The following is a 26,241-nucleotide window of genomic DNA, read 5'->3' on the forward strand; positions in this document are numbered from 1 at the left end:
CAAACAACAACCTTTCTACTATTGGTTACTTTTTATTTCCAGTATTACAGTCGTGGCAAATTCCATAAAATTCAAAAGTATGCCCGGTAATCTGAAAACCTTTTTTTTCTGCCTCACGTACATAAGCGTCATTTACTGGACAAATATCGAGACATTCCGTTCTGCCGCACTCGGTACAAACTAAATGATGGTGATGATGTCCTGGGGTTACTATTTCGTAAATATTGCCAGTATGACGATGGATTTCATGCACGATCCCTACTTCTGCCAGCAGCGTTAAATTTCGATAAATCGTGTCCAGTGACACATCCGGTTGTGTTTTTTTGACAGATTCCAGAATGTTCTGGGCTGTGGGAAACTTTCCGAACTCTTCTAACGCCGTAATAACAGCTCGACGCTGTGGAGTAATTTTATAGCCTTTTTCGCGCAGGATAGAAAGCTTTTTTTCCATTTCCACACTTCCTAAATCGTAATTTTTGTATATAGTATTGTAACATATATAGCGATCTCTGTTAAGATAATTCTTTATGGACTCTGCCATAAAATCGATCAATAAATATTAATCATTGCATATTCTTGTAATTTTCTCTATACTTTAAATGAATATACGTGAAACGGTAAGAAAAATTTTATCTTGATCAACAAAAGGAGTTGCTTCATTCATGTCAGAAAGCTTCAAAGAAAATTATTTAACATTTAGCGGTCGTTTAAACCGAAAGAAATACTTCATGCAAATCTTCACAGTCGGCGTAGTATTTGGTCTTGCAGCGGCAATTTTATCTTTTGTTGTCAGTACTTATCTATCCGCTACTGGCGCTAATGACAGCCTAACTACTGTAAATGAAGCGTGCATCACATTTTTGGCCATACTCAGTTTACCTTTTATTGCATCTCTTTATATTAGACGTTTACATGATTTCAATTTTAAAGGCTGGTGGATGATCATCGGACTTATCCTTTATTTTCCAATCCCTGTTATTTTTTCCCTATGCTTATTATCAATCAAAGGAACAAAAGGGGAAAATCGCTTTGGCAAAGACCCATTAGCCAAACAACAACGAATTATGACAACCAATTCATAAAAAACGACTGAGTAAAGATGAAAATCTTTACCCAGTCGTTTTTTTATTCCTTAATTTTACGCATAGCCCAAATGCAAACCAATAAACCTACGCACATATATAGAGCTAACACAAAAGCAGATAGCAAAGAAAAATCATGTCCTGCACCAATATTGCGTAATAAATAACTGGTATGTGTAAGCGGCAGCAGCTCCACAAAATATTTAGCTGCAAGCGGCAGTTTATCGGTCGCAAAGAATGTTCCACATAAAAAAGACATTGGGAGCAGAATATATGTATTAAAGCGTCCCATATCTTCATAAGAATGAATCGTCATCGCCGCACCAAAGCCAATTTCAGCAAAAATAATACAATTAAATATTAATACTAAAACAAAAAGCGGTGTAATCATAAAATTTGCCCCAAACAGATAGGCCAGCACAACAATAATAACGGAAGAAATAAGTCCACGCAGAACCGCCGCCAAAATTTTGCCGATAATAAACGCCAGCGGACGAATTGGTGCTACCAAATATTCCTCTAAACTTTTATGATAAATGCGTTCTGAATGTACAGGCGTAATACTATTGAAACTGATATTCATCGAATTCAGGGCCAAGATACCCGGTACCAGAAAATCAATATACGACCCACCACCAATCGGCGGCATACTGCGGCCAAGTCCCCACCCAAACGCAACAAGGTAAAGCATAGGCGCTACCATACGACTTAAGATAAATTTAATCATGCGATGTTTCAAGACAACCCAGTCCCGCCAAAACACCGTCCAAACATCATACAGCATCAAACATTCACCTTCCTGCCGGTAAGCTCAACAAACACATCCTCTAAATTCGAACGTCGAATTGTTGTAGCTGCATCCACTGTTGCAGCAAATTCAGCAGCAGCTTCTCTTGTCATAAAAAATCGAAAATCCCGTTCATCCAGTGCATCCCATTCCACAACATAACGGCCTACCCGTTCACACAAAGCCTTCGGTGAATCCAATGCAATTAATTTTCCTTTATTCAAAATCGCCACACGATTGCAAAGATGTTCCGCCTCTTCGATGTAATGTGTTGTTAATAAAACCGTAACATCTTCACGATGCATCCGGCGAATCAAGTCCCAAATGCGGCGCCGCACCTGAGGATCAAGCGCCACCGTTGGTTCATCCAAAAATAAAATTTTTGGATTATGTATGAGGGCCCTGGCAATCAAAAGCCGGCGTTTCATTCCTCCCGATAACAAACGTACATTATCATTCACACGATCGGAAAGTTCAACATATTCTAAAAGTTCAGCAATCCTTTGCCTTCTATTTTCTTTTCCCATATGATGCAGCCGAGCATGTAGTTCCATATTTTCACCAACTGTCAGATCCTGATCAAAATTAATCTGCTGCGGCACAACTCCGATCAGGGCTTTCATTGCCTCCTGATCGTGTTTTACATTGAGACCATTGTACATAATCTCGCCGGATGTTGCCTGGGTGAGCATCGTAAGCATACGAATCGTCGTTGTTTTTCCTGCACCATTTGGACCTAACAGACCAAAGATTTCCCCCGGCTCAATATGTAAATTCAAATCATTTACAACTGTTTTCCATTCATTCTTATTTTGAGCATTTTTATGCTGGTATTTTTTTACCAATCCTTCTATTTTGATCAACCACTTCACCTCGATTTTTCTCTAAACTTCATTATCCCTGACTAACGACGCGCACTTTGCTCACATTAAAACAAGCTTTCAATACAGGAATGAATTTTTGTTCAATAATTGAATAATACATCGTTTTTCCGGTGATAAGCAATAGAAGATCACCGCTCTTTTTGAGGCTGATCAATGAATTAATATATTTATCAAAATCGGCTTCACCAATTCGTTCCCTCACTTGATCCAACCCCACCAACAGCTCTGGCTGATCTATTGCAATTCGTTCGCGAAGCGGTGTAAACGGTATGCTTGTAAAATTTGACATAAAATCCCCTCCAGTACTTTTTATTTTACCATGTTGAAGCATATTATTTATCATTTTTCATAGACTGCTTCAAAAATATTTTTTACTGCAAAAACTACATATTGTGATGTCGAATAGGTATATTTATCATTAACTTGAATTAAATGATGATTCATAACCGCTGGAATATGCTGTAAGGCCGGGTCCGTCAATATAGAATTTCTAAACTGCGCAATGTCCTCCCCTGCATAATCCCATGTTGGAATCATCAAAATATCAGGTTTCATTGCCACGATCTGTTCTTTCGCTAACACATCATTTTTCTCAAGTCCGGCCAAAGCCGCTCCATTGATGACACCCGCGTTTTTATAAATATCATCCAGCATACTGCCTTTTCCGCCATAACACCCCATAAAAGACAGGGCCATGACCATCTTTTTTTGATTTTCAGGAATCAACTGAACTTTATTCGTTATTTGAGTTAATACAGCATCCATATCTGCAACAATTTTTTTACTTTTTTCAGTTTCACCAACAATAATCCCCATATCCAAAACCAAAGTTCTGACCTCAGCAATGGTTTGCGGCGTTTTATATACATACACTGGCACATTTAATTCACGCAGACTCACAATAAAATCGTCTGGCAGCCAGTCACCCACAATAATCAAATCTGGATTTTTAGCCAAAATCGCCTCAATACTTTTATTTTCAAGCATAGGCAAGCCTTCTGCCTGCACAGCGACATTTGAAATAGACGGGTTTGCCGCGAGTGATGATACCGACGCTAAACAGTCTTTATCAACTAAGGAAAGTAAAATTTCATCACTGCATAAAGTCAAAGAAACAATATGCTGCGGCTTATGCAACATTTCCACAACCTGCTCATGTGAGTCGACTGCCTTATAGCCAGTATTTTGTTCAAGTTTAACTGCATTATTGCCACAACCACTAAAAAACAGCCCTACAATGCTAAATAACAGTACCATTATAATCTTGCACTTCATTATTATACACCTGCCATCGTAGATTTTTGTATGGTTATTTTCTGCTGCCAATCCACGCTGGAACGTTGAACAAATTCATGAATTAAATAATCAGGACACACCATTTGAACAATTTTTTTGGCCGATGAATCTGTAAACGGCAGATGCTGATCAATCTGCAAAATATGATTCATCAACTGAACTGGATCCGTAGGATCATCCGTACAAAATTGTTTTTTCTGTTTCACATATCTTCCTGATAAAGAATAATGCAAATGAATACCATGAATTTTCGTTTTGTATTCCCCTAAATCCTCTACCGTTTTTAAAACGTAATCAACGGCCTCCGCCTGCGTGTTTAAATCTAAATTGGTATTCATCAAATGCCCCGTATCGAGCATTATACCGCTATTTTTGTGCTCGATATTCTGAAAAAGATATTCGACTAAATCTTTATCTAAAAGCGTCAAACCAGGCCACCATAAATTTTCAAATAACAACAATCGATCATTAGGCAATTCGCGCGTAATTTCATTAATCACCTCAACAGCAGCCGTCACAACTTCACGACTCGTGGCCGAAAAGCAATACTTAAAAACTTCGCTTGAACGAACTTGTGCGATATGAAAGACCATGTATTCGGCGGGTGTCGCTGCTGCTTGCACAATATTTTCCCGGTATACATCTAGCCAAGCTTGACGCGTTAAGCCACCATAACAGGCCGAAATCGAATCGGCATTTCCTATTTCTTTGTGTAAAATCGTATAATCCTGCCGCCAAAAATCAAACCAATTAAACCAAAAACGCAGATGGATGCCCTTAATCCACTCTGGCCTGTGCAAATTTTCCTGCCATGGCTTACAAAGCATCAGCTCAATGCCGTCCAAATGATATGTATTTAAAAAATGCTCCAGACAACAAGCTTGATTCATAATCAAATCTTTCGTATCAGTGGGATAATTGGATAAATTTACTAATTCTAAAATAAGACACCCTCCCTTATACGTTTCAAGTTCCATAACTGAAAAGCACCCTTTTATTGTCTCACCGATTCTATAATACATTACTTAAAAAGTATATTTAACGCCAACTTCCATAAAGCGACCGGCCATCGGATAAGCACCAACGGCTTTATTGCCAGTAATTTCATATGCTTTATTTGTAATATTATCAATTTTAATATACGCCGTCATGGCATTCGTAATCTTGTAATTGGCATTGGCATTCCAAATCCAGTAATTGCTGGCAGTGAAATATTGTAAGCTCCGACCGCTGCCGCCACTCACATTTACTGCATTATCCCATTTTGCATCATGATAATGTACCCCAAAATTATAGCCATTCGGACTGCTGTTATTTTGATCCCAGTTGTAGTTATCGGAAGATTTTGTTTCTGTTTTTATATAAGAGTAAGCTGCATCTACACTCCATTTATCACTCCATTTATGATTGACAGTAAATTCAATGCCGCGTTTTTTTTGTTCATCGGCATTAAGGGCTTCGTAAATGTAATTGGTCGGATCGATCTCTACCCATCCAATCGCATTATGAATTTTGCTTTCAAAAGCACTTAACGAAACTGCTGTTTTTTCATCAAACTGCCTGTTTATACCAAACGTGGTTTTATAACCGGTTTCCGGCTGCAAATCAGGATTGCCAAGCATATATCCATAAGGATCATGCCAAAACAAATCATCCGCATTCGGTGCATTAAAGATTCTACCCCAAGATGCATACATATTCGTTTTAGGATCAATTTTATAATTCAGTGCCGCTTTTGGTGTAGTCTGACCGCCAAACATACTATGATCATCATAGCGAACTCCTGGTACAAACGTTAAACGATCTGTCAATTGGATGGTATCTTCTAAATAAACAGCTTTATTGGTTATTTTTTTATCGAGATAATCCCCGCCGGATAATGCACCATTATTAATTTTTGTCTGATGCCATTCTGTGCCAGCAACAAAATGATTCTGACCAATTAACCAATTGTCCTGCCAGTCAAATCCTGTCATTTTATTACTATAACGGGAATAGCCAGCACCACCATCTATATCATTAAATCCTTGTGTTGTATAATTTTGATAATAGCGAAAATAACTTGAAGCATCTGTATTTTCTTTATAATGATATGTAAAAGCAGCATTATTGACTAATTTATCCATGCGATCGTGTAAGTAATTCGCTGACATGCCATACTTACTATACCCGAAGGCTTCATTCCATTGACCAGAATCATCTGTCATATGCTCATAATTAAATGTCAAAGAAGAAGCATCATTTATTTTTTTATCGAGACGCACCGTTCCATTTTTTTTCGCATAATCGCTGTTTCCCATTCTGGTAGTAGTATCATTTTTCCAATTGTTATATTTCATATAGTCTTGATTTTGCAGTCCAGCTGTAACAAACCAGCTCCAATCAGCCTGGCTGCCCTGATTGGTCAAATCATAATTTTGCGTTTTCCAAGATCCGATACTCATATCCAACGTCGATTCTGATTTAACATTTTTTCCTTTTTTCGTTATGATGTTAATCACACCGCCGACTGCATCAGAACCATATAAGGTTGATCCAGCCCCTTTTATGATTTCAATTCGCTCGATGTTTTGCATACTGGCAATTGTCTTTAAATCAATACTGGCACGATTACTTGATGCACCTTTATCCATATTCATACGACGACCATCGATCATTACCAAAACGCGGTCATCCCCGTCAATTCTCACTAAATCCTGCCTTGTCATCGAAGCTTCTGTCACTACAATACCATTTACCTGCCGTAAAACTTCTGCAAGAGATGCATAATGATTCGCTGCTATCTGGTCAGAGCTAATCACCGTAACATTGGCCGCGGTATCAGAACGTTTGGTTGGAATCCGGTTGGCGGTCACTACAACTGGATCAAGAACTGTATCTTGAATGGGTTCCGTCATATCCTCTGCATGTACCGTAGTAAAAGATGTCCCTAAAAGCAGTGTTATTCCCATTATTAGCATATGATATTGTTTTCTATTTCTTTTTGTTTTCAATCGCATAACTGCAAAATCTCCCTTTATTTTTTAAATAACATGACTAAAACAAACCAGTGATGCAGTTCTCTCCCTGCATCACCGGCACTTGTTTTTAAATTTTATTTTCAAGATTTTTCAAACGCATCAATAAGTTTTTGTGCGGCCATGGTTGCCGATAACTGATCTGCCGCCACCTGGTTTTCGATAAAGAGACGATTCGCTTTAACATTCGCATTTTGATAAAAAACACTGCGTAAATGATCTTCAACCATAGCATAAACCCACTCCAGCGTTTGAACTTTCCGGCGGTTAAGAAAAGCATGATTTTCCATCATTTTATCCCGAAATGTATGAATCACCTGCCAAATCTCGGCTATACCTGCTCCTGTTACAGCTGAGCAGGTATAGGCTTTGGTCTGCCACCCTTCCGTTGCTGGCCTCAGATAATGAAGCATTCGTTCATAATCGACTTTCACCATCTCGGCCTTTTGTTTATTATCACCATCGGCTTTATTTACCAAAATTGCATCGGCAATTTCCATAACGCCTTTTTTCATGCCTTGCAGTTCATCACCGGCACCTGTTAAAACAACCAATAAAAAGAAATCCACCATGGAGCGTACCGTAATTTCACTTTGTCCTACACCAACCGTTTCCACCAAAATGATATCATACCCGGCTGCCTCACATAAAAGCAGAGTTTCACGACTTTTTCGAGTTACACCTCCCAAGGTACCACCCGAGGGCGATGGTCGGATAAAAGCATTTTTTTCACGCGATAAATTCTCCATACGCGTTTTATCACCTAAGATACTGCCCCGAGTAATACTACTGCTCGGATCAACCGCTAAAACAGCTAATTTATGCCCCTTTTGACAGAGGATGCAACCTACAGCCTCAATAAAGGTACTTTTCCCGGCACCGGGAACGCCCGTAATTCCGACTCGAATGGAATTTCCCGAATAAGGTAAAATTCTCTGTAATACAGCTTGTGCCAGCTCCATGTGTTTCGGTGAATTACTTTCAATCAAAGTGATTGCTCTAGCTAGCAGCATCCGATCTCCCGCTAAAATGCCTTGTACATAATCGTCTACCGTAAGTTTGTCACGCTTGGTTACAGAAACAGATTTTCTTACCGTTGTCGCAGCAAAATTTGTCATTCCATCGTGACTACTTTGAACCCCTTTCATAACATCACAAGCAAATTCTTTGCCTGCATTGGCTGGGGTCCAATCCGGCTTATATACATCATTCATTCCAATGCAGTTGTTCCTTCAATTTTTCAAGAATATTTCCGGCTGCGATCGGAAGCACTGTACCTGGTCCAAAAATTGCGGCGGCTCCACTTTTGTATAAAAATTCGTAGTCCTGCGCTGGAATAACGCCACCTATACAAACCATAATATCTTCGCGACCGCGTTTTTTTAATTCTTCAATGAGTTGTGGCAGCAGTGTCTTATGTCCAGCAGCTAAGGAACTCATCCCCACTACATGGACATCATTATCAACAGCATCCTGTGCTGTTTCCTCTGGTGTCTGAAATAAAGGACCAATATCAACATCAAATCCTAAGTCAGCAAATGCCGTGGAGATTACTTTTGCTCCTCGATCATGTCCGTCTTGTCCCATTTTAGCAATCATAATACGTGGCCGACGCCCCTCATGCTCTTCAAATTCATCCGTCATTTTGCGAACTCTTTGAAATTCATTACTATCAGCAAACTCGCTGCTGTATACACCTGATATAGATCGAATGACCGCTTTATGCCTTCCACTGACTTTTTCAATTGCATCCGAAATTTCGCCCAAACTGGCTCTGGCTCTAGCAGCCTCCACAGCCAATTCCAAAAGATTTCCCCGACCAGTTTCCATTGAATTTGTGATAGCTTCTAAACAAGACTGTACTGTATCATTGTCCCGATTTGCTCTGAGCTTTTCGAGACGTTTAATTTGTGACAATCGTACAGCTACATTGTCAACCGCCAAAATATCAAGTGGATCTTCATGTTCTAAACGATATTTATTAATACCAACAATCATTTCATCACGCGAATCAATATGTGCCTGCCGACGAGCTGCAGCCTCTTCAATACGCATTTTGGGCAAACCAGTTTCAATAGCCTTTGCCATTCCACCCAATTTTTCAACTTCCTGAATATGTGCCCAGGCACTTCTAACAAGTTCTTGGGTTAAAGCTTCCACATAATAGGATCCGCCCCATGGATCAACAACCTTACATATTTTCGTTTCATCTTGCAGATAAAGCTGTGTATTACGCGCAATACGAGCAGAAAAATCCGTTGGCAGTGCAATCGCTTCATCTAATGCATTGGTATGCAAAGACTGTGTATGGCCTAAAGCAGCAGCCATAGCTTCTACACAAGTTCTTACAATATTGTTATAAGGATCTTGCTCCGTAAGGCTCCAGCCTGAAGTCTGACAATGTGTACGAAGTGCCATTGACTTGGCTTTTTGCGGATTAAATTGTTTGATAATTTTGGCCCATAACAACCGACCCGCCCTCATTTTGGCAACTTCCATAAAATAATTTTTACCCATAGCCCAAAAAAAGGACAGACGTGGGGCAAACGCATCAACATTAAGACCAGAATTCACGCCAGTTCGAATATATTCCAGACCATCGGCGAGCGTATAGCCGAGTTCAATATCAGCCGTAGCACCTGCTTCTTGCATATGGTATCCGGAAATACTAATACTATTAAATTTCGGCATATTCTGTGATGTGTAAGCAAAAATGTCGCCAATAATACGCATGGATGGAATTGGCGGATAAATATATGTATTACGTACCATAAATTCCTTAAGAATATCATTTTGAATCGTTCCGGCTAACACTTCTTTTTTAACACCCTGCTCTTCAGCTGCAACGATATAAAAAGCTAAAACTGGCAAAACCGCACCATTCATCGTCATTGATACAGACATTTTATCCAGTGGAATTCCTGAAAAAAGAATTTCCATATCCAAAATTGAATCAACTGCCACGCCAGCTTTACCAACATCACCAACAACCCTTGGATGATCGGAATCATAACCGCGATGTGTCGCCAGGTCAAAGGCTATCGAAAGTCCTTTTTGCCCGGCGGCAAGATTGCGGCGATAAAAAGCATTTGATTCTTCTGCCGTAGAAAAACCAGCGTATTGACGTACTGTCCAAGGACGAGTTACATACATACTAGGGTATGGTCCACGCAGAAATGGTGGAATGCCTGCCATATAATGCAAATGATGCATACCTGCCAAATCAAAGCCTGTATAAAGCGGTTTCAAATCAATCTGTTCCATAGTTCGTTGATACAATTCTTTAAAACTCTTGCCGGTTTGTGCCTCCAAACGATCTTTCCATTCAGCAAAACTTTCCTTTTCAACTTTCTGATTCAAAGAAATTTTTGTAAAATCAGGATTTTTCTGCATTATTTAATGCCCCCTTTCATTTGCATCCAGGTCAGAACCTGCAAACAATTTGCTCGTACATGAATAAATTCCTCTACACCAGAATCTTTGTATGACTGCACAAATTCTGGTGCAGGCATTCCCGCAACCATAACAACCATATCTGGTTTTGCAGCTTTAATTTGTTTTGTCGTTGGTGGCACAAGCTCAGGATATGTATCATCGGTTGAACAGATGATTGCAGCAAAAGCTCCCGAATCCACGGCTGCCTTGGCAGCTTCCTGGGTTGTCATAAAACCATCATTTTTCAAAACTTCAAAACCACCGACTTCAAAAAATCCTGTACTAAATTCAGCCCTCGGTTTATGCTGCGGAATATTTCCCATATTACATAAGAAAACTTTTAATTTTTCGCCGTGTTCACTTTCATAAATCCTCGCTTTATTACGCAATGCTTCAAACTGTTCACTAAAACGATGTTTTTCAACAACTTGCTCGATCTTTATCCCTGTATTTTTTCGGTTAAGTACGGCTGTAACTTCAGCTAAAGTCGCTCCTGCGGCAAAAGCCTGCTCCAGCATCGGCATGAAATTTGCATTTTCCCTTGCATTGGTTAATTCACTTAAACTGATATTTTTGTATGTTTCATCGATATCTGCTAAAAATGACTTTACCGATTGAGCCCTTGTTTGATAAATTTCTTCCACATTGATTTTCCGTTTCTCAATCACTGGTTCCATTGCATTCGCATACATATTGACACCAACGACCCGGTCTGCACGCTGCGCCAGCTTTTTAAAACGCTGTGACAATACGTCCTGAATGTCTTTTTGCACAAAACCATTTTGCAAGGCTAGCACCATACCGCCTTTATTTTCAATATCTTGTAAGACCTGCCATGCTTTATCTGCAACTTGCTGCGTCAAGGTTTCGACATACCACGAACCGCCAGCCGGATCAATTGGCTGCCGCAAATTACATTCATTTTGTAAAATCAATTGCGCATTACGGGCAATACGACGAGAAAATTCATCGGGCAGCTGCATACAAGCATCAAAAGGTGTTGTTTCCAAACTATCAATGCCACCAATTGCTGCCGAAAAAGCTTCCGTTGTCGTACGTAGCATATTCACATAAGGGTCATATGTCGTCTTATTAAACAGCCCTGTTTTAGCATGAATTACCATTTTTTGAGATTCTGCATCACCGCCAAAGCTCTGCACAATTTGAGCCCATAGAACTTTCGCTGCCCGTAATTTAGCAATTTCCATAAAGAAATTCGATCCCAAAGCAAAACTAAACGCAATATTTTTAGCAATACGATTAATATCGAGTCCCTGTTCTTGCAGTTTACGAATATAAACAATTGCGGTCGCCAGCATAAAGCCAAGTTCTTGCACTGCAGATGCGCCGCCATTATTATAAACCTGCCCTTGAATAAGTATCGTGCGAAGGTTCATTTTATTTTTGTCGGTCCATTTTATAAGCTCCGCCATTTCAGAATAAAGTACATCCCCTGAAATTGATAAACAGCCTTTTTCGGCCAATACACCAATCGGATCTGCACCAATGATTCCATGAAGCTTATCTTTTGTTTCGCCATTTGCCTGCATCATGGCACAAATCATAGCAACGATTGAAGCACTGGATTCTCCGGTATGAATATAAACACCATGAGCAGCAAGATCAATTCCAGATAAAGCTTCATAAACATCTTGCAATGTTGTTAAAGATACTCCGCCTTTTTTTATGGACTCCTTTGTAATAGCTTCTGCATTTTTCCCCTGGCGCGTACTATCATCCAGAGCAATGTTAAGGACCGTTGAGCCTTTATCTAATTCATGTTTCAATAGTTCGTTTAATTTATTTGGCAAAATCTCATCACTTTGCTGTGAAATTCCCCATGCTTGCGTTATATAACCACCGACTTTGGTACCACGCAAGTAATTTTCAGTTCCTGGAAAATTGGATATATCACCTGAATTTGGTGCCATTTCCATTGTATAAATTGGTGCTAAAGTAATTCCTTCATAAGTTTTTGTAAAAAGTTTTTTTTCAAAACTTCCGCCTTTGAGCAGTGCTGTGGCTTCTTCTTTCCAACTTTCATACGTTGGTGGATCAAATTCATCAAACAGGACCTCGGGGTTTTCTATTTTGTTTTTTTCTGCTGTCATTTTCCACAATCCTTTCTGACTTAGCTTCTTCTCTTTTACGAATCTAAACGTGTGCAACTATCAAGAGCTAAACGAACACTCTTCGCTGAAGCATGTAAAAGCTGTAGTTCCGTATTGGCCAAACGAATTTCAAAAGAACGAACAATTCCTGTTGAACAAAGCATGCGTGGTATACTGAGGGCCACATTTTTTATACCATATTCACCTTCCAAAACAGCTGACATCGGTAAAATCGTGTGTTCATCATAAATAATTGCCTTCACAAAACGACAAGCTGCCATCGCAATCCCTGTATTCGTAAACCCTTTCCAATTAATTACATCATAAGCGACTTGAACGATTTCCTTTTCCACTGCTGTGCGATCCAACTTTTCGGTAAGATGAAAATATTCATCCAAATGTTCCAGACCAAGACCTGCAACATCTACTGTACTCCAAGCCGGAAAAGCAGAATTTCCATGTTCTCCCAGAACATACCCATGAATATTTTTCGTATCCACATGATATTTATTCGCTAAAATCCTTCTAAATCGGAACGTTTCCAATAAGGTACCTGTTCCAATTATTTTTTCACGAGGATAGTCAAAGGTTGTTGATATATGATAGGTGGCAACATCCAATGGATTCGTAATAATGAGCAGCATTGCATCTTTGGTATATTTTACGATTTCCGTCATGACACTGCTCATTATTTTTGTATTCACATAAGCAAGGCGAAGTCGATCCGGTTCTTCTCCCGGACGAATACTTGGACCAGCCGTAATGATAATGATACCCGCATCCTTACACTCGGCATATGAACCAGCACGAATATTGATATTTGTACTATATATACAAGATGTCGAATGACTGGCATCCAACGCTTCGCCTTTTGCTTTTTCTTCATTTAAATCAATTAAGACAATCTCTGAAGCCAATTGAAAATCCATTAATTTGTTTAATACTGCTGACCCTACATTACTCGTTCCAATAATCACTATTTTCCCTTTATTTACCATAAATATTCGTTTCCTCCCATTTTAAACTAATTTCATCGCTATTTCCGCAAACAAAAGACCTCTTTTTCACATGCGCAAAAAAGAGGTCTTTTTTCAATAAACAAAAACACTTAACTAAAAAAATCTCGACAATTGCCGAGATTCATAGGTACTTAAAAGTATTTCTATAAATCCCCTTCCCATCGCTCGCGGGTCTAACGGTGATTGCTAAACAGGCAGTTCTCCTGGCTCTAGATCATTGCTCCTCCACGCCTTCCCAAAGCTTATGCTTCAGTGACATTTTGTGGATTCACTCCCTAATACAGTGGCGGGACCGCGTTGGCATTTTATCCAACTTCCCTATTAAGTCCTTTCGGACACCTGTTTCAACATTATTCAATTGTTAAATTATGAACTTATTGTTTCATAACTCAAATCTATCCTATCACTTCACTAAATGCTTGTCAACAACTCTGACAAGCAAAATTTTATCATGTGTGATCGTTATATGATAGTGTCTTAGTCTGCAATGTATATTATAAGACCTCTTAAATTTTTTTAAAATTTATACGTATATTTCAACATATAGTTAATGGGAGCACTATAATAAGTAGAACTCGAATGTGAGAGATTGTCTTCACGATTCAAAACGTTATCAATTGTAAACGTAATCTCATTTGCTGCATCTGGACTGTATGTTGTGTTTAATGTTGTAAGAAAATACGGTTTTGTCGCAAATGAATGTTCACTTGATGGCGTCTGTACACGTCCGCTCAGATAAGAGCCTGTAATAGATGACAGCCATTTTTCTTTTTTATAGGTAACTCCACCGGTAAGCTGTAATCGTCCGAACATTCGATCCCAATAGTCTTTTTTTGTGCTTTTACTCTGTGGATCCTGCCAGGTCACACCCCAATTATAGGAAAAACCTTTTTCCCCTGTGATATCACAAGAAAGTTCTACACCCGTATTCTTAAAATCTTCATTTGAATAGGTATATGCAGCCTTATTTTTATTCCAGATTGCGGAAATATTATCCTTGATATCAGTATGAAAAAGGGCTGCCTTCCAATTATGTCGATCGGCATTTTTCTTCCAGCCAATTTCGTAATTTACGCCAGTTTGCGGTTTAAGTCCTGGATTTGGAATTGCAGTATCACTGGCACCGTACATTTGCGCAAACGTCGGCATAATAAAAGACTGACCGATACTCATATAAACACTATTACTTTTATCCAGCTTATGAATGAACTGCCCAGCCATACTAAAATTATTGTAATTATTATCACCCGCTGCTGCGGATGTCCATGTTTCTCTGGCACTGAATATACCCGTATTGTTCTTATCAAAGGCTTGCTCCCACTGACCAAATATACCCCAGTTGTTGCGGAAATAGTCTTTATACATGGTGTTTTGAGGTGTATAAAGATACTGATAACTCTCACGCTGCAAATCCATTCCAAAAATTGCGGTGACTTTATCACTAACATGCCAGCTCTTTTGCGCATCAACTCCATAGGTTATATTTTTTTCACGCGTATTATACCATCCATTTGGCGTCTTTGCTCCTGTGCTGCTAATATAAGTAGGACCATAGGATTCGACCGTTCCTGTATTAAAATACCCACTGGCTTTCCAATCACCGTCATGAAAATGAATCTGACTCACATGCTGATCTGTTGTATATGTTCTGCCATTAAACATATCACCATTGCTAATACCTGAAGTTGTATGATCTACACGATCAACATAACGATTATATGTAGCTTTTGTTTGGTAATTGTTATACAGTACATCCCAATGATCATTAATTTTCCAGTTAAACCCGATATTTTCTTTTTCAATATCCTTTATATCGGTGCGTGTACTTCCATTAAACTTTACAGAATCCACATCCGCTTCGCTAATTCCATCAAGTTTGCGCCATTTATCAAGATTATAATTTACACTGAAGTTCTCATCACCAACATTCATGTTATACGCTTGCTGACCGTAGTTGCCAAACCCGGTGCTCACCTGATTCAGTGCCACACCTTTTTTTGTAATGATATTCACAGTTCCCCCCATTGCATCACTGCCATAAAGTACGGAACCACCACCTTTGACAATTTCGATACGCTCAATGCTTTCCGCTGGAATTGCATCAATATTATACTTGCCACGCCATGAAACCGGATTTCCATTAATAAGTACCAATGTACCATTCCCGTTTCCGCGAATATTGATTTCATTGATCATAGACCCCATTGATGCAGCCATTGGTCCAAATGATTTATACACCAAACCATTAACCTTTGAAAGTGCTTCCGCTGCATTTTTTGCTCCGCTCGCTTTAATCTGTTTTGCGGTAATTACAATTGTAGCCGCTGGAACATCTGTATCTTTTTTCTCACTGCGTGTTGCCGTAACAACAACCTCATCGAGTGCATACTCATCAATCGTATCCTTCGTCTTTTGCTCTGCCGTTATTTTTTGTTGTGCCTTTGCCGCAAAGCCAGTCGTTGCCCCCGCTGCCAAAGCACAGGCAATGACCATACACAAATATTTTTTCTTTTTCATCTTTAAACCCCTCTCTTTCCTCATACAGCAGACTCTTTTTTATATAATGCCGTATTCGTTAATACATTCACAATTTATAAAATGTTTTACTTCCATATATATAATTTTCAATTCAAGTTGAATTGAAATGTACGTTTTACCCCACAACGCACCGGATCGCCAGCGCTATTTTCTGCCGGTGAAAAACGATACTGATACGCAGCCGCTTCAGCGGCATGATCCATCTCATCGTAACCCGAAGAAGCTATAAGTGACACACTCTCAACGCTGCCATCTGTACCCACAATCATTTTGAGCACAACCTGCCCTTCAATACCTTCACTACGCAAATTTCTCGGATAGGAAACCGCTGCAGCAGTTATAAGCTGTGGTGGAATTTGGGGCCTCAAAGCATTTGCATTGTCATCACCGTTTCCGGTACCGCTCCCTGATCCGTTTTCATTTCCTGTACCCTTATTCCCATTCCCTGTTTTGTTACCCTCACCTTTTCCAATACCTTGCCCACTCGCCTTATCAGAAGAACCACTTCCTGCATCATTGTGGCTGGACACTGCCTGAGAATTGCCTTTTTGTTGTTCTTCCTGCTGTTCGGATTTTTGTGCTTTTTCCGTATAATATTCAGAAATAGATGGCTTCTTCGTATCTGCGTTCATTACAATTTCCGAATTTGAGACCGTTCCAGAGGCCTCTGATTCCGGTGATCCGCTCCCTGATGATCCACTTTTTTCTTCGGCATCATAGATTGCTACATCCATCACCTGTTTTTGCGGCTGTCCTACATACAAAAAAAAACCCGTCGAAGCAATAAGTATAAACACAATACTATGAAGTAAAAGTGATACACTTATGGCAATCCGCTCGTTTTTACAATTATCTTGCATTATTCTTACCTCCCGGAATCTGCTGCCAAACCAAAGTGCAGGATTCCTTGTGCCTTTAAATGATCAAGAAAAACGACAATTTTACCATAATCAAGTTGTTGGTCTGCCCGCAGCACCAGTGCAAACTTTGGATTTTTTTTATTTTCGTTTTTTGCTTGTACAAGCAAAGTCTTTTCATCTATTTCTTTATCTTCGAGCCACAGTGAACCATCCTTTTTCATTGTAACGAGATACGTTACACTCGTCTGCATCTCCGCGTGATCGGCTTTTGGCATATCAACAGGAATGGTCTTCAGATTCACCATATAGAGTGTACTCAACATAAAAAATACCAATAGAAAAAACATAATATCAATCATCGGAATAATCATGACTTCTGGCTTTATAAAGATACGACGATCACGCAGTCTCATAGTCTTTCACCTGCTCTTTTTGATTTTCCAGCATAGAAAAGCACTGTTCCATATCCGTTATAATAAGTTCAATGCGCTGCATGAAATACGCATGTACTGCTAATGAAATCATTGCTACACACAACCCCATTGCCGTAGCAATAAGGGCTTCACCAATACCACCCGTAATCGCCATTGCCTGTCCCGACGCCAAATTAAATATGCTAAAAGCCGAAATCATCCCGCTAATCGTTCCAAGTAGTCCGAGCAATGGTGCCATCGTTACAATCACACTTAAATAGTAAAGTCGGCTACGCAATTTTGACAGTGCAATACCCGACTGTATTTCCATATAAGCAGAAACATGCCGTGTATTTTTCTCCATTTTTATCATCGTACTGTACAAGATCCCTGCTAAAGTACCTGGTGCTGTATGTGCCATATTTTTAGCTTCGTCGACCTTTCCATTCGCCAATAACAAATAAAATTCTCGTGAAAATTTTCGTCCAGAGTCAGCCTTTTGAAAATATAAACTCCGTTCTACTGCGATTGTTACAACAAAAATCGAACACAACAGCAATATATACATAACAAATCCACCCTTGTGAAAAAATTCCACGCCCTGCATTATAAAATCCATCTCTACCAAACTCCTTCTCCTCTATAGATCCTGTTAAACTCTTATATGCTTGTATTCGTCAATGTTTTTCTTTGGTTTCATTTTATCTGCTCAACGGCTCATATTTCTTGTTCGCCGCAACAAGTAGAGAAAATACGGTGTTCCTAAAACAGCTGTCATGACCCCTACACGTATCTCAATGGGCGGCATTATAATCCGCCCGATCGTATCACACAACACGAGAAATGTACCTCCGGCAATAATACTCGCTGGCAGGAGACGACGATGATCCGGCCCAACCAGCATACGCATCATATGCGGCACAACAAGACCGACAAAGCCAATATTACCACTCACACAAACCCCCGTCGCTGTTGTTAGTGAAGCTATAATCAGCAAAAACAATCGAAAAGGCATCACTGGCATGCCAACAGCTTTGGCCTCCACATCACCAAGCACAAGGATATTTAAGTGACGTGCCATAAGAAGCATTACACCAATCCCACCACAGATAGGCCCCACCGCCAAAAATACATGTTCCCATCGTCTATAGTCAAGGCCACCAATTGTCCAAAATAAATACTGCTGCATTTTCTGTTCATTCATCATTGTCAATATCCCTGATGTCATGGCCCCAAGCAGCATGCCAACGACAACACCAGACAAAAGTAAGGTCATAACTGGTATACGTCCATGACGCATTGCTAAAAACACCGTAAGTGTCACAGCTAAAAGTGCGCCGGCAAAGGCAAAAAGCGGCATGTAGAACATGCTGAGCTCCGTAAGTCCTAACGCAATTGCAATAACGGCACCAACAGATGCCCCACTCGAAACGCCAATTATTCCTGGATCCGCCAGTGGATTGCTAAAAATCCCCTGCATAACCGCTCCGGATGCCCCCAGTCCAGCCCCAACCAGAAGGCCGACAAGCGTACGCGGCATACGAATATGATACAGCACTGCCTGCTGTTCTGGTGTAAAGGGAACATCTGCAAAAAGCGGAATATGCAATTCATGGCATAGCATTGCTAAAATATTTTCAAACGGAATATCTATTTGCCCCCAGGATAATGAAATAAGAGAAATTATAAAGAAACACACAAATAAGAGAGGAAAAAAAACTGTCATTTTTTTCATCTAAATTGCTCCTCGCTTTGGCATTCATTCGTAACTGTATTCACCGCATCAATTCTATATAAAAGTCTTTCCATGGAAATATCTCTATCCGCATGAACCGTAAACACCTCAATATTGCCTGTTAACGGATTCTTGACGACTTTTACGGTCACACCATAGGCCTGACTCAGATGTTCCTCCGTGAGAACCTCATCAGCCGAACCATTGGCGATCACACCGCCGTTCCCCACAAGTATGATTCGAGAACAAAATCGGGCAGCAAGTGCCAATTCGTGTACAACCATTATCACAGTTTTACCAGCCCGGCACATATTTTGACAAAACCAAAAAATTTCTTCCTGATAAAAAACATCCAGTCCGGTTGTCGGTTCATCAAGGAAAAGAATTGGTGTCTGCTGCGCGAGAACCTTCGCCAAAAGTACACGTTGACGCTGCCCGCCTGAGATCGCATGCATCGTCTTATCGGCAAGATCCAACACACCTGTATATTCCATACAAGCACGAACAATTTTCCAATCCTTTGCACTTTCTTTCTGCCACCATTTTAAATGTGGATAGCGCCCTGCAAGAACAATCTCTTTTGCCGTATAACCAAAAGCAATCTCTGCATACTGTTGTAAATAGCCAACCTGACAGGCAAAATCATGTGCAGTAAGCTCCTGTACTTTTCGTCCATTTATTTCCACTAAACCTGTTAGCACAGGCAAAAATCCCCTCATTGTCTTTAAAAGGGTGCTTTTGCCTGCGCCATTCGGCCCAATCAAGCCAACCATTTCACCTTTATTAATAGCAAAAGAAACCTTATCTAATACAGGCTGTTTCATATACCCGGCACTTATATCTTTAACCTTTACAACCACCTCTGTAGCCATGTTTTTTCAACCACCAATCTCAGCTATTATTCTCGCAAATGAATCCTTTATCTTATAAATTTTGGCACTTTACTTAATGGCTGCCCTCTTCTACCGCAGAAATATGGCATGTATGCGGCTGCTTAAAATCATCGCCATACAAAACATAGGCCGTCTCTTGTATACCAAATACCATATTCTGAGATACATTATAAATATAACGGGCCCATGGCCGACAAAGATGCTTTTCCCTCACTGCCGTCATCGTTTGCAGGGAAGGATCTCTTACATATTCCTGCCCAAAATCATCTTCACGAGAAGATCCCCCCGGATATGACGGCAAAAACAAGAAATCGGGATTGAGTGCTACAAGCTGTTCCTTACTCATAGATTGCCCGTTTTTATTGCCTGCAAGCGCCTTGCCATTAACCGCTTCGGCATATTTACACATATCATCAAACGTACACCCACTGCCACCATACGATGCCATAATGGATATGAGTACTGCTTTTTTGTTTTTTTGTTCGCTTGGAACCCGTGCTACTTTTTCTTCAATCTCCACAATCTTTGCATCCATTTGTGCTAAAATATTTTCCCCACGCTCCGGTTCCCCGATTGCCTGTGCAATAAGTTTTACGGAAGCGCGTACATCCTTGATTCCTTTTGGGGTTTTACAAACAAGTACAGGAATTTCAAGATCGCGCAAGGCCGCTATATTTTCCAATGGTATCCAGTTTGGAACAATCACAAGATCAGGTCGCAAAGCTGCCGTTGCTTCAACAGACGGATTACGTGGTATCTTTTGTGGTATTTGTTTGGCAAGATTTACAACATTTGAAGACTGAGGGTCGTCCAGATTTTCATTAATCGCCGCCATGCGTTTGGGGTGTACAAGTCCCAACACAATTTCATCGGTTCCAATTGAAAATGTTACAATTCGCTGTGGTTTTGCCTTTAACTTTACGACAGTTCCCTGCGCATCCACAACTTCATAAGATGTATCCAAAGCTTCTTTGCTTACAATCATAGACGAGTTATCACTTTGACATCCGCCCGCAATCATACACAAAAACAATACAAATAGAATTCTTCCATATTTCTGCTTAACTTTTTTGATCATTTGACATTCCTCCATTTTATAGAAACAACACGCTCTTTACACGACTAGAGGAAAATGCCCTACTGTTTTCTTCATACTAGGAATAAAATAAAAAAATCCTGACACTATGTCAGGATTTTCATACGTAAATAAATAGAAATATTTCGTGCAAAATCCCCATCCCTATCGCTCGCAGGTCAAATGGTGATTGTTAAACAGGCAGTTCTCCTGGCTCTAGATCATCATTCCTCCACGCCTTCCCAAAGTTTGTGCTTTAGTGACATTTTGTGGATTCACTCCCTAATACAGTGGCGGGACCGCGTTGGCTTTACACCAAACTTCCCTATTAAGTCTTTGCAGACACCTGTTTCCATGTTATTAAATTTAAAATTTAATTCTTATTTTTTCTGCATATGATGAACTACAGGTTTAACTGTTTCATTTTCTAGTGCATTCCATGATTCATTCGCACGATCAACGAAAAGCTTCCGAACATTTTCATTTTCGCCTGCACCATGAATATATGTATCTACTTTAAAGCCTTCTTTTTCTAAAATAGATTTATGTGAATCTGGTTCTGCACCCGCCATGTCATTATTCGCATGATCACCGGCAACCATCATACCAGGAATCAATGTAACATGATTAATTCCTTTGGCTTTTAATTTTGGAATAATCGTTTCTAAACTTGGCCAGCCTTCGACCGTATACAGCAGCACATTATTCATTCCCATTTCATCAATGCGAGCCTGTATAACTGAATAATACGCATTACCTGGATGCGGTGTACCATGCTGCATTATTAATACAGCATCTTTTTTCCCTGTTTTAGGAAATTCTGTTTTGAATGCATTTAAGAATTCTGTAACATCATCTCTTTGTTTTTCCTGTCCGGTCCAATACATCAAAGATGTTCCCAATGTCATTTTTTTAAATTCTGTTTTGTATAAGTCAAAAATTGCACTATCATATGCATATTCCATTCCCGGAATCAGATCCAGTGACGTAAGAGCTACACGAGTATAACCATCTTGTTTTAAAGCAGTTAAAGCTTCTTCTGGTGTTTGAATTTTAATACCTTCTTTAGCCTGAATGCGATCAACAATAATGTGAGAAGTAAAAGCTAAGACCACTTTCGTATCAGGATGTGCTGCTTGAATATCTGCAACTGTTTTTTCAATGGTTGCCTTACGCGATTCTTTAAAGGTTGTACCAAAGCTCATGACAACGATGGCATCTTTGTTTGCTAAATTTTTCATTTCGGGATTTTCAAAAACACGAACCCCAATTTCTGCTGCCTGTTTTAACGCTGGTGTTGCATCTTTAACCTCTGGATTCAGTTCATAACTTGCATAACTCGTTGTCATTCCCACACCCACAAAAGCTGCACAAGCCAGAGATGTGATAAGCACTTTTTTCCAATTTTGTTTCATTATTTTTCCTCCTAAAATAAATAAATACATGCTATTAAAGTTATTGCTCTAGTAACATCAAATAAAGCTATCTTGGTTATACAGTTCACCTCCATATAGTCTAAACCATTACATTTGCGAAATATCTGAAAGCTGCATCTGCAACTCTTCTTGAAAAAGGCATGTTCCAAAAAAATTGGAACATGTAAGTACTTCAAGGCATAAAATATATGAGTAATATTCTCCTGTAAAAGCTACTAAACAGGAAAAACTTTTCGACAAGTATTAAGCTGACAAAAAGACCTCTTTTTGCGCAAACAAAAAGAGGTCTTTATTTTTCATAAATAAAAACACAAACATAAAAAAATCTCGACAATTGTCGAGACTCATAGGCTTAATATGTTGTATTCCTATAAATCCCCTTCCCATCGCTCGCGGGTCTAACGGTGACTGTTAATTGGGCAGTTCTCCTGGCTCTAGATCATTGTTCCTCCACGTCTTCCCAAAGTTTCTACTTCAGTGACATTTTGTGGATTCACTCCCTAATACAGTGGCGGGACCGCGTTGGCATTTCTCCAACTTCCCTATTAAGTCCTTTCGGACACCCAATTCAATCGATATGAAATTATCGGTAAATCAATTTCTCTATTTATACTATCATTATCATTCTATATTGTCAAGAATTGTATAATAATAAAATTTCAATTAGTTTTATACATAATATGCAAAAATATTAACGTTTTTTGCGTAAATAAACAACAAAAATTAAAAAATGATCTGATTTCACCTTTCATCGCAAGCAGTTTCATGTATTTAAACACTTGCTACCAAAGAAGGTTTTTGTTTTCCTTATTTTTTTATTTCATAAACCGATCAATGGCCTTGTTTAAATTTTCCAATACTTCTCTATCGTCTGTTTTGACCGCATCAACAATACAGTGTTCAATATGATCCTTTAAAATTACTTTACTTACACCATGTAAAGCAGAACTAACTGCCGATAATTGTATCAAAACTTCACTGCAGTCACGACCATTTTCAACCATTTTTTTATAGATTCCATATGTCCGATTAAACGAGACATTCTATTTAAAACAGCTTTTGTCTGAGTATGCGTATGCGCATGTGTATGTATAACAATGGTTCCATCTTCCCCTATATGTTGATGTTCCTGTTTTTCCATTTAGACACCTTCTACTATTTAAAAATAATAATGCATAGAATTACAAACCATAATGTATCATAAGAATCATTTTATTATATCACATGTTGCCAGCCTGGCCTTAATCAAAAGGCAGGACAGAAGCAAGCAGTTTTTTTGCATAGGGAGTTTGGACTTGTGAAATCTTCTGCACTTCAATTTTCTCAACAATCTTACCTTTAGATAAGAATAACAATTTATTACAAAGGCTTGTAATTGTTGGTAAATCATGCGCAATAAACAAATAGGACATATTCATTTCTTGTTTCAACTGTTTAAGCAACAATAAAGTTTGCGTTTGAGCCGATACATCCAATGAACTAAGAGCTTCATCAAATACAACAAAACGAGGTTGTGTGGCAATCGCTCTAGCTATACATACCCGTTGTAATTGCCCACCACTTAATTCATGTGGATGACGCATCAGCAGTCGACTGGACAATTGTACTTTCTCTAGTAAATGCAAAACCATTGCAGCAACGACTTGTTTGTCATATTTACATTTAGACCTGCGTATTGGTTCAGCAACACTCTCCTCAATTGTGAAAAAAGGATTAATCGATGTTGTATAATCTTGAAAAACAACACTCATTTCACCACGATGGCTTTCTAGCCAATTTTGTATTGGCTGTCCCTCCATTGTAATTTTACCAAAATCTGGTCTTTCAAGATTCAAAATCAATCGACTCAGTGTACTTTTTCCACTACCACTTTCGCCAATTAAACCTAGACATTCACCACACTGAAGCTGAAATGAAATGTCGTGTAAAATCTCCTGTTTTTTACTAGAAAAGATTGAACAATTTTGTTTTTTATAAGATTTATACACCGATTCTACTTTTAACATGACGTCGCTGCCCCTTTATTGATCAATTCTCCAAAGACTTTCGTCAAGCTTTTACGAGTATCAACCAAATATTTGCTGTAAGGCTGATCAGGGTTAGTAAACACCTTTGCTGCTTCACCATATTCGATACACTGACCATGTCGCATAACCAATACATCATCTGCTAAATACCTTACTACGCCAAGATCATGGGAAATAAAAATCAAAGTCATGCCTTCTTCACGCAAACGTTTAAACTCAGCTAATACATTTCGCTGATTAATCGAATCTAATCCTGTTGTGGGCTCATCCGCGATAATAATTTCTGGCTTTAACGCCATTGCCAACCCAATCATGCAGCGTTGTAACATTCCTCCAGATAATTGATGCGGATAACTTTGCATGATTAAAAGCGGATCATGAATCATCATTTTGTTTAAAACTTCCAGAGTGACTTTCTTCGCCTCACATGACGTATAGTTCATGTTTTCGCAAAAGGTTTCTATTATTTGTTCCCCCATTGTCGAAAGTGGGTCAAACGCTGTCATCGCATCTTGTAAAATCAGACAAATATGTTTACTGCGAATTTTACGCAATGTTTCTTGCTTTGCCGCAATCATTTCAATATCGCCAAAACGAACACAGCCTGTTGTTTTAAGGGAAGATGGCAATAAGCCTAAAATCGCCTTCATACTCATAGATTTACCACTACCGCTTTCCCCAACAATACCAAGACAAGTGTGCCTTTTTATATGGAAACTAAGATTTTCCACAATGAGTTCACCCGTTAGGCTATTCGATATACTAAGATTATAAGCTTCAATTAAATTCATAACTTCATCCCTTTTATTTGGTTATGCTTCGGGTCAAGTGCATCACGCAGACTATCACCGAGAAAATTGCAGGCCGCAACAACAATTAAAATTGCAAGACCTGGTGCTAACATCAAAGAAGGACGAATTGTCATAATATTTTTTGCCTCATTTAGCATCATACCCCATTCAGGCGTAGGAGCTTGTACTCCTAATCCAAGAAAAGAAAGTGCTGAAATATTCAAAATAACCCAGCCTGTATCTAATGTTGCAAGAACCAAAACTTTGCCCAAAATCGTCGGAAATAAATGTTTACAAAGAATATAACGCTTACTATATCCTGCTACTTTTGCAAAACGAATATAATTTTCATCAGAATATTCGAGAACAAGCGATCGAATCATCCTTGTATACCAGGCCCATTTAGAGGCTACATTTGCCATTACTACATTTCCGATTCCAGGCCCAAGCATACCAACAATAGCTAAAATCATGATTTCACTGGGAAAAGAAAGCAGTACATCACAGAGGCGCAGAATTCCTTCACCAACAATTCCTCGCAAATAACCGGCCATCAGTCCAAGCAATACACCAATTGTAATGGTCAGAAGCATCGTAACAATTGACAAAAATACCGTTGTTTGAATACCATATATTAAGCGAGATAAAATACAACGGCCTAACTGATCAGTCCCAAACGGATATGATAAACTGACTTTTGCAAACTTTATTTTTATATTTGCTGCCAGCGGATCATGGGGTGCTAAAAAGGGTGCAAAGATACCAATGAATACTATGCTAACTATAATGCCTAATGATAGCAATGCCATTTTATCTTTCTTTAACTTTTGCCACACATTCAT

25 protein-coding genes and 3 riboswitches are annotated in these 26,241 nt (G+C 39.2%); of the genes, 1 reads left to right on the top strand and 24 read right to left on the bottom strand.

What is annotated here, in order from left to right; genetic code table 11:
• Nucleotides 1-25: 25 nt before the first annotated feature.
• Nucleotides 26-451, bottom strand: coding sequence for a Fur family transcriptional regulator (locus BMY14_RS16685; protein ID WP_091834326.1), 426 nt, complete (start codon nucleotides 449-451; stop codon nucleotides 26-28).
• Nucleotides 452-662: 211 nt separating this feature from the next.
• Here BMY14_RS16685 and BMY14_RS16690 point away from each other — a divergent pair, with 211 nt between their 5' ends.
• Nucleotides 663-1,082, top strand: coding sequence for a DUF805 domain-containing protein (locus BMY14_RS16690; protein ID WP_091834329.1), 420 nt, complete (start codon nucleotides 663-665; stop codon nucleotides 1,080-1,082).
• 43 nt (nucleotides 1,083-1,125) lie between these two features.
• On the opposite strand, the gene BMY14_RS16695 is transcribed toward BMY14_RS16690, so the two are convergent.
• From BMY14_RS16695 to opp1C, 23 genes are all read right to left on the bottom strand, one after another.
• The gene (locus tag BMY14_RS16695) at nucleotides 1,126-1,866 is read right to left on the bottom strand and encodes an ABC transporter permease (RefSeq protein ID WP_019554100.1); all 741 of its coding nucleotides are present in this window, start codon (nucleotides 1,864-1,866) and stop codon (nucleotides 1,126-1,128) included.
• Nucleotides 1,866-2,732, bottom strand: coding sequence for an ABC transporter ATP-binding protein (locus BMY14_RS16700; protein ID WP_091834332.1), 867 nt, complete (start codon nucleotides 2,730-2,732; stop codon nucleotides 1,866-1,868). The genes BMY14_RS16695 and BMY14_RS16700 overlap by 1 nt, the downstream gene beginning before the upstream one ends.
• Before the next feature lie 31 nt (nucleotides 2,733-2,763).
• Nucleotides 2,764-3,042 (bottom strand): hypothetical protein, encoded by a 279-nt coding sequence (locus BMY14_RS16705; protein ID WP_091834334.1) that lies wholly within the window; start codon nucleotides 3,040-3,042, stop codon nucleotides 2,764-2,766.
• Between the two features lie 50 nt (nucleotides 3,043-3,092).
• Nucleotides 3,093-4,028 (bottom strand): ABC transporter substrate-binding protein, encoded by a 936-nt coding sequence (locus BMY14_RS16710; protein WP_091834337.1) that lies wholly within the window; start codon nucleotides 4,026-4,028, stop codon nucleotides 3,093-3,095.
• A gap of 2 nt (nucleotides 4,029-4,030) precedes the next feature.
• Complete coding sequence (locus BMY14_RS16715; protein WP_091834340.1) at nucleotides 4,031-5,026, bottom strand: apurinic/apyrimidinic endonuclease family protein; 996 nt, start codon at nucleotides 5,024-5,026, stop codon at nucleotides 4,031-4,033.
• 48 nt (nucleotides 5,027-5,074) lie between these two features.
• Nucleotides 5,075-7,048, bottom strand: a complete 1,974-nt coding sequence (locus BMY14_RS16720) for a TonB-dependent receptor plug domain-containing protein (RefSeq protein ID WP_091834342.1) — start codon at nucleotides 7,046-7,048, stop codon at nucleotides 5,075-5,077.
• A 101-nt stretch (nucleotides 7,049-7,149) separates the two neighbouring features.
• Nucleotides 7,150-8,280, bottom strand: coding sequence for a methylmalonyl Co-A mutase-associated GTPase MeaB (meaB, locus tag BMY14_RS16725; protein ID WP_091834344.1), 1,131 nt, complete (start codon nucleotides 8,278-8,280; stop codon nucleotides 7,150-7,152).
• Nucleotides 8,273-10,459: a methylmalonyl-CoA mutase gene (gene scpA / locus BMY14_RS16730; RefSeq protein WP_091834347.1), complete on the bottom strand. Its 2,187-nt coding sequence runs from the start codon at nucleotides 10,457-10,459 to the stop codon at nucleotides 8,273-8,275. Before scpA ends, meaB begins: the two co-directional genes overlap by 8 nt.
• Nucleotides 10,459-12,612, bottom strand: a complete 2,154-nt coding sequence (locus BMY14_RS16735) for a methylmalonyl-CoA mutase family protein (RefSeq protein WP_091834349.1) — start codon at nucleotides 12,610-12,612, stop codon at nucleotides 10,459-10,461. Before BMY14_RS16735 ends, scpA begins: the two co-directional genes overlap by 1 nt.
• Nucleotides 12,613-12,647: 35 nt before the next feature.
• On the bottom strand, nucleotides 12,648-13,610 hold the full coding sequence (locus BMY14_RS16740; RefSeq protein WP_091834351.1) for an L-lactate dehydrogenase: 963 nt from the start codon (nucleotides 13,608-13,610) through the stop codon (nucleotides 12,648-12,650).
• A 197-nt stretch (nucleotides 13,611-13,807) separates the two neighbouring features.
• Nucleotides 13,808-13,989: riboswitch (cobalamin riboswitch) on the bottom strand.
• Nucleotides 13,990-14,147: 158 nt separating this feature from the next.
• Nucleotides 14,148-16,148: a TonB-dependent receptor plug domain-containing protein gene (locus BMY14_RS16745; protein WP_091834354.1), complete on the bottom strand. Its 2,001-nt coding sequence runs from the start codon at nucleotides 16,146-16,148 to the stop codon at nucleotides 14,148-14,150.
• A 107-nt stretch (nucleotides 16,149-16,255) separates the two neighbouring features.
• Nucleotides 16,256-17,029 carry an energy transducer TonB gene (locus BMY14_RS16750; protein ID WP_091834358.1) on the bottom strand — a complete coding sequence of 258 codons (774 nt, stop codon included), beginning with the start codon at nucleotides 17,027-17,029 and terminating at the stop codon, nucleotides 16,256-16,258.
• Between the two features lie 5 nt (nucleotides 17,030-17,034).
• Nucleotides 17,035-17,442, bottom strand: a complete 408-nt coding sequence (locus BMY14_RS16755) for an ExbD/TolR family protein (protein WP_091834361.1) — start codon at nucleotides 17,440-17,442, stop codon at nucleotides 17,035-17,037.
• Nucleotides 17,429-18,061, bottom strand: a complete 633-nt coding sequence (locus BMY14_RS16760) for a MotA/TolQ/ExbB proton channel family protein (protein ID WP_091834364.1) — start codon at nucleotides 18,059-18,061, stop codon at nucleotides 17,429-17,431. Before BMY14_RS16760 ends, BMY14_RS16755 begins: the two co-directional genes overlap by 14 nt.
• A 90-nt stretch (nucleotides 18,062-18,151) precedes the next feature.
• The gene (locus BMY14_RS16765) at nucleotides 18,152-19,177 is read right to left on the bottom strand and encodes a FecCD family ABC transporter permease (protein ID WP_091834367.1); all 1,026 of its coding nucleotides are present in this window, start codon (nucleotides 19,175-19,177) and stop codon (nucleotides 18,152-18,154) included.
• Complete coding sequence (locus BMY14_RS16770) at nucleotides 19,174-20,049, bottom strand: ABC transporter ATP-binding protein (protein ID WP_091834370.1); 876 nt, start codon at nucleotides 20,047-20,049, stop codon at nucleotides 19,174-19,176. Before BMY14_RS16770 ends, BMY14_RS16765 begins: the two co-directional genes overlap by 4 nt.
• A gap of 73 nt (nucleotides 20,050-20,122) precedes the next feature.
• The gene (locus BMY14_RS16775) at nucleotides 20,123-21,148 is read right to left on the bottom strand and encodes an ABC transporter substrate-binding protein (RefSeq protein ID WP_091834373.1); all 1,026 of its coding nucleotides are present in this window, start codon (nucleotides 21,146-21,148) and stop codon (nucleotides 20,123-20,125) included.
• Nucleotides 21,149-21,328: 180 nt separating this feature from the next.
• Nucleotides 21,329-21,510: riboswitch (cobalamin riboswitch) on the bottom strand.
• A 15-nt stretch (nucleotides 21,511-21,525) separates the two neighbouring features.
• The gene (locus BMY14_RS16780; protein ID WP_091834376.1) at nucleotides 21,526-22,560 is read right to left on the bottom strand and encodes a sirohydrochlorin cobaltochelatase; all 1,035 of its coding nucleotides are present in this window, start codon (nucleotides 22,558-22,560) and stop codon (nucleotides 21,526-21,528) included.
• Between the two features lie 422 nt (nucleotides 22,561-22,982).
• Nucleotides 22,983-23,163: riboswitch (cobalamin riboswitch) on the bottom strand.
• A 233-nt stretch (nucleotides 23,164-23,396) separates the two neighbouring features.
• Nucleotides 23,397-23,585 (bottom strand): metal-sensing transcriptional repressor, encoded by a 189-nt coding sequence (locus BMY14_RS20925; RefSeq protein ID WP_245741461.1) that lies wholly within the window; start codon nucleotides 23,583-23,585, stop codon nucleotides 23,397-23,399.
• Nucleotides 23,549-23,722: a metal-sensitive transcriptional regulator gene (locus tag BMY14_RS20930; RefSeq protein ID WP_245741462.1), complete on the bottom strand. Its 174-nt coding sequence runs from the start codon at nucleotides 23,720-23,722 to the stop codon at nucleotides 23,549-23,551. The genes BMY14_RS20925 and BMY14_RS20930 overlap by 37 nt, the downstream gene beginning before the upstream one ends.
• Nucleotides 23,723-23,822: 100 nt before the next feature.
• Nucleotides 23,823-24,587, bottom strand: a complete 765-nt coding sequence (locus tag BMY14_RS16790) for an ABC transporter ATP-binding protein (protein ID WP_091834378.1) — start codon at nucleotides 24,585-24,587, stop codon at nucleotides 23,823-23,825.
• Nucleotides 24,581-25,399, bottom strand: a complete 819-nt coding sequence (locus BMY14_RS16795; RefSeq protein WP_091834381.1) for an ABC transporter ATP-binding protein — start codon at nucleotides 25,397-25,399, stop codon at nucleotides 24,581-24,583. The genes BMY14_RS16790 and BMY14_RS16795 overlap by 7 nt, the downstream gene beginning before the upstream one ends.
• Complete coding sequence (gene opp1C, locus BMY14_RS16800; protein ID WP_019554079.1) at nucleotides 25,396-26,241, bottom strand: nickel/cobalt ABC transporter permease; 846 nt, start codon at nucleotides 26,239-26,241, stop codon at nucleotides 25,396-25,398. Before opp1C ends, BMY14_RS16795 begins: the two co-directional genes overlap by 4 nt.

Origin of the sequence: Propionispira arboris (assembly GCF_900109225.1) — a bacterium.
GTDB lineage: Bacteria > Bacillota > Negativicutes > Selenomonadales > Selenomonadaceae > Propionispira > Propionispira arboris.

Bases quoted from the DNA above. Each gene is read 5' to 3' on its own strand.
- BMY14_RS16685 (WP_091834326.1), bottom strand. From the start codon at position 451: ATGGAAAAAAAGCTTTCTATCCTGCGCGAAAAAGGCTATAAAATTACT.
- BMY14_RS16690 (WP_091834329.1), top strand. From the start codon at position 663: ATGTCAGAAAGCTTCAAAGAAAATTATTTAACATTTAGCGGTCGTTTA.
- BMY14_RS16695 (WP_019554100.1), bottom strand. From the start codon at position 1,866: ATGCTGTATGATGTTTGGACGGTGTTTTGGCGGGACTGGGTTGTCTTG.
- BMY14_RS16705 (WP_091834334.1), bottom strand. From the start codon at position 3,042: ATGTCAAATTTTACAAGCATACCGTTTACACCGCTTCGCGAACGAATT.
- BMY14_RS16710 (WP_091834337.1), bottom strand. From the start codon at position 4,028: ATGAAGTGCAAGATTATAATGGTACTGTTATTTAGCATTGTAGGGCTG.
- BMY14_RS16715 (WP_091834340.1), bottom strand. From the start codon at position 5,026: ATGGAACTTGAAACGTATAAGGGAGGGTGTCTTATTTTAGAATTAGTA.
- BMY14_RS16720 (WP_091834342.1), bottom strand. From the start codon at position 7,048: ATGCGATTGAAAACAAAAAGAAATAGAAAACAATATCATATGCTAATA.
- meaB (WP_091834344.1), bottom strand. From the start codon at position 8,280: ATGAATGATGTATATAAGCCGGATTGGACCCCAGCCAATGCAGGCAAA.
- scpA (WP_091834347.1), bottom strand. From the start codon at position 10,459: ATGCAGAAAAATCCTGATTTTACAAAAATTTCTTTGAATCAGAAAGTT.
- BMY14_RS16735 (WP_091834349.1), bottom strand. From the start codon at position 12,612: ATGACAGCAGAAAAAAACAAAATAGAAAACCCCGAGGTCCTGTTTGAT.
- BMY14_RS16740 (WP_091834351.1), bottom strand. From the start codon at position 13,610: ATGGTAAATAAAGGGAAAATAGTGATTATTGGAACGAGTAATGTAGGG.
- BMY14_RS16745 (WP_091834354.1), bottom strand. From the start codon at position 16,148: ATGAAAAAGAAAAAATATTTGTGTATGGTCATTGCCTGTGCTTTGGCA.
- BMY14_RS16750 (WP_091834358.1), bottom strand. From the start codon at position 17,029: ATGCAAGATAATTGTAAAAACGAGCGGATTGCCATAAGTGTATCACTT.
- BMY14_RS16755 (WP_091834361.1), bottom strand. From the start codon at position 17,442: ATGAGACTGCGTGATCGTCGTATCTTTATAAAGCCAGAAGTCATGATT.
- BMY14_RS16760 (WP_091834364.1), bottom strand. From the start codon at position 18,061: ATGGATTTTATAATGCAGGGCGTGGAATTTTTTCACAAGGGTGGATTT.
- BMY14_RS16765 (WP_091834367.1), bottom strand. From the start codon at position 19,177: ATGAAAAAAATGACAGTTTTTTTTCCTCTCTTATTTGTGTGTTTCTTT.
- BMY14_RS16770 (WP_091834370.1), bottom strand. From the start codon at position 20,049: ATGGCTACAGAGGTGGTTGTAAAGGTTAAAGATATAAGTGCCGGGTAT.
- BMY14_RS16775 (WP_091834373.1), bottom strand. From the start codon at position 21,148: ATGATCAAAAAAGTTAAGCAGAAATATGGAAGAATTCTATTTGTATTG.
- BMY14_RS16780 (WP_091834376.1), bottom strand. From the start codon at position 22,560: ATGAAACAAAATTGGAAAAAAGTGCTTATCACATCTCTGGCTTGTGCA.
- BMY14_RS20925 (WP_245741461.1), bottom strand. From the start codon at position 23,585: ATGGTTGAAAATGGTCGTGACTGCAGTGAAGTTTTGATACAATTATCG.
- BMY14_RS20930 (WP_245741462.1), bottom strand. From the start codon at position 23,722: ATGGAAAAACAGGAACATCAACATATAGGGGAAGATGGAACCATTGTT.
- BMY14_RS16790 (WP_091834378.1), bottom strand. From the start codon at position 24,587: ATGTTAAAAGTAGAATCGGTGTATAAATCTTATAAAAAACAAAATTGT.
- BMY14_RS16795 (WP_091834381.1), bottom strand. From the start codon at position 25,399: ATGAATTTAATTGAAGCTTATAATCTTAGTATATCGAATAGCCTAACG.
- opp1C (WP_019554079.1), bottom strand. From the start codon at position 26,241: ATGAATGTGTGGCAAAAGTTAAAGAAAGATAAAATGGCATTGCTATCA.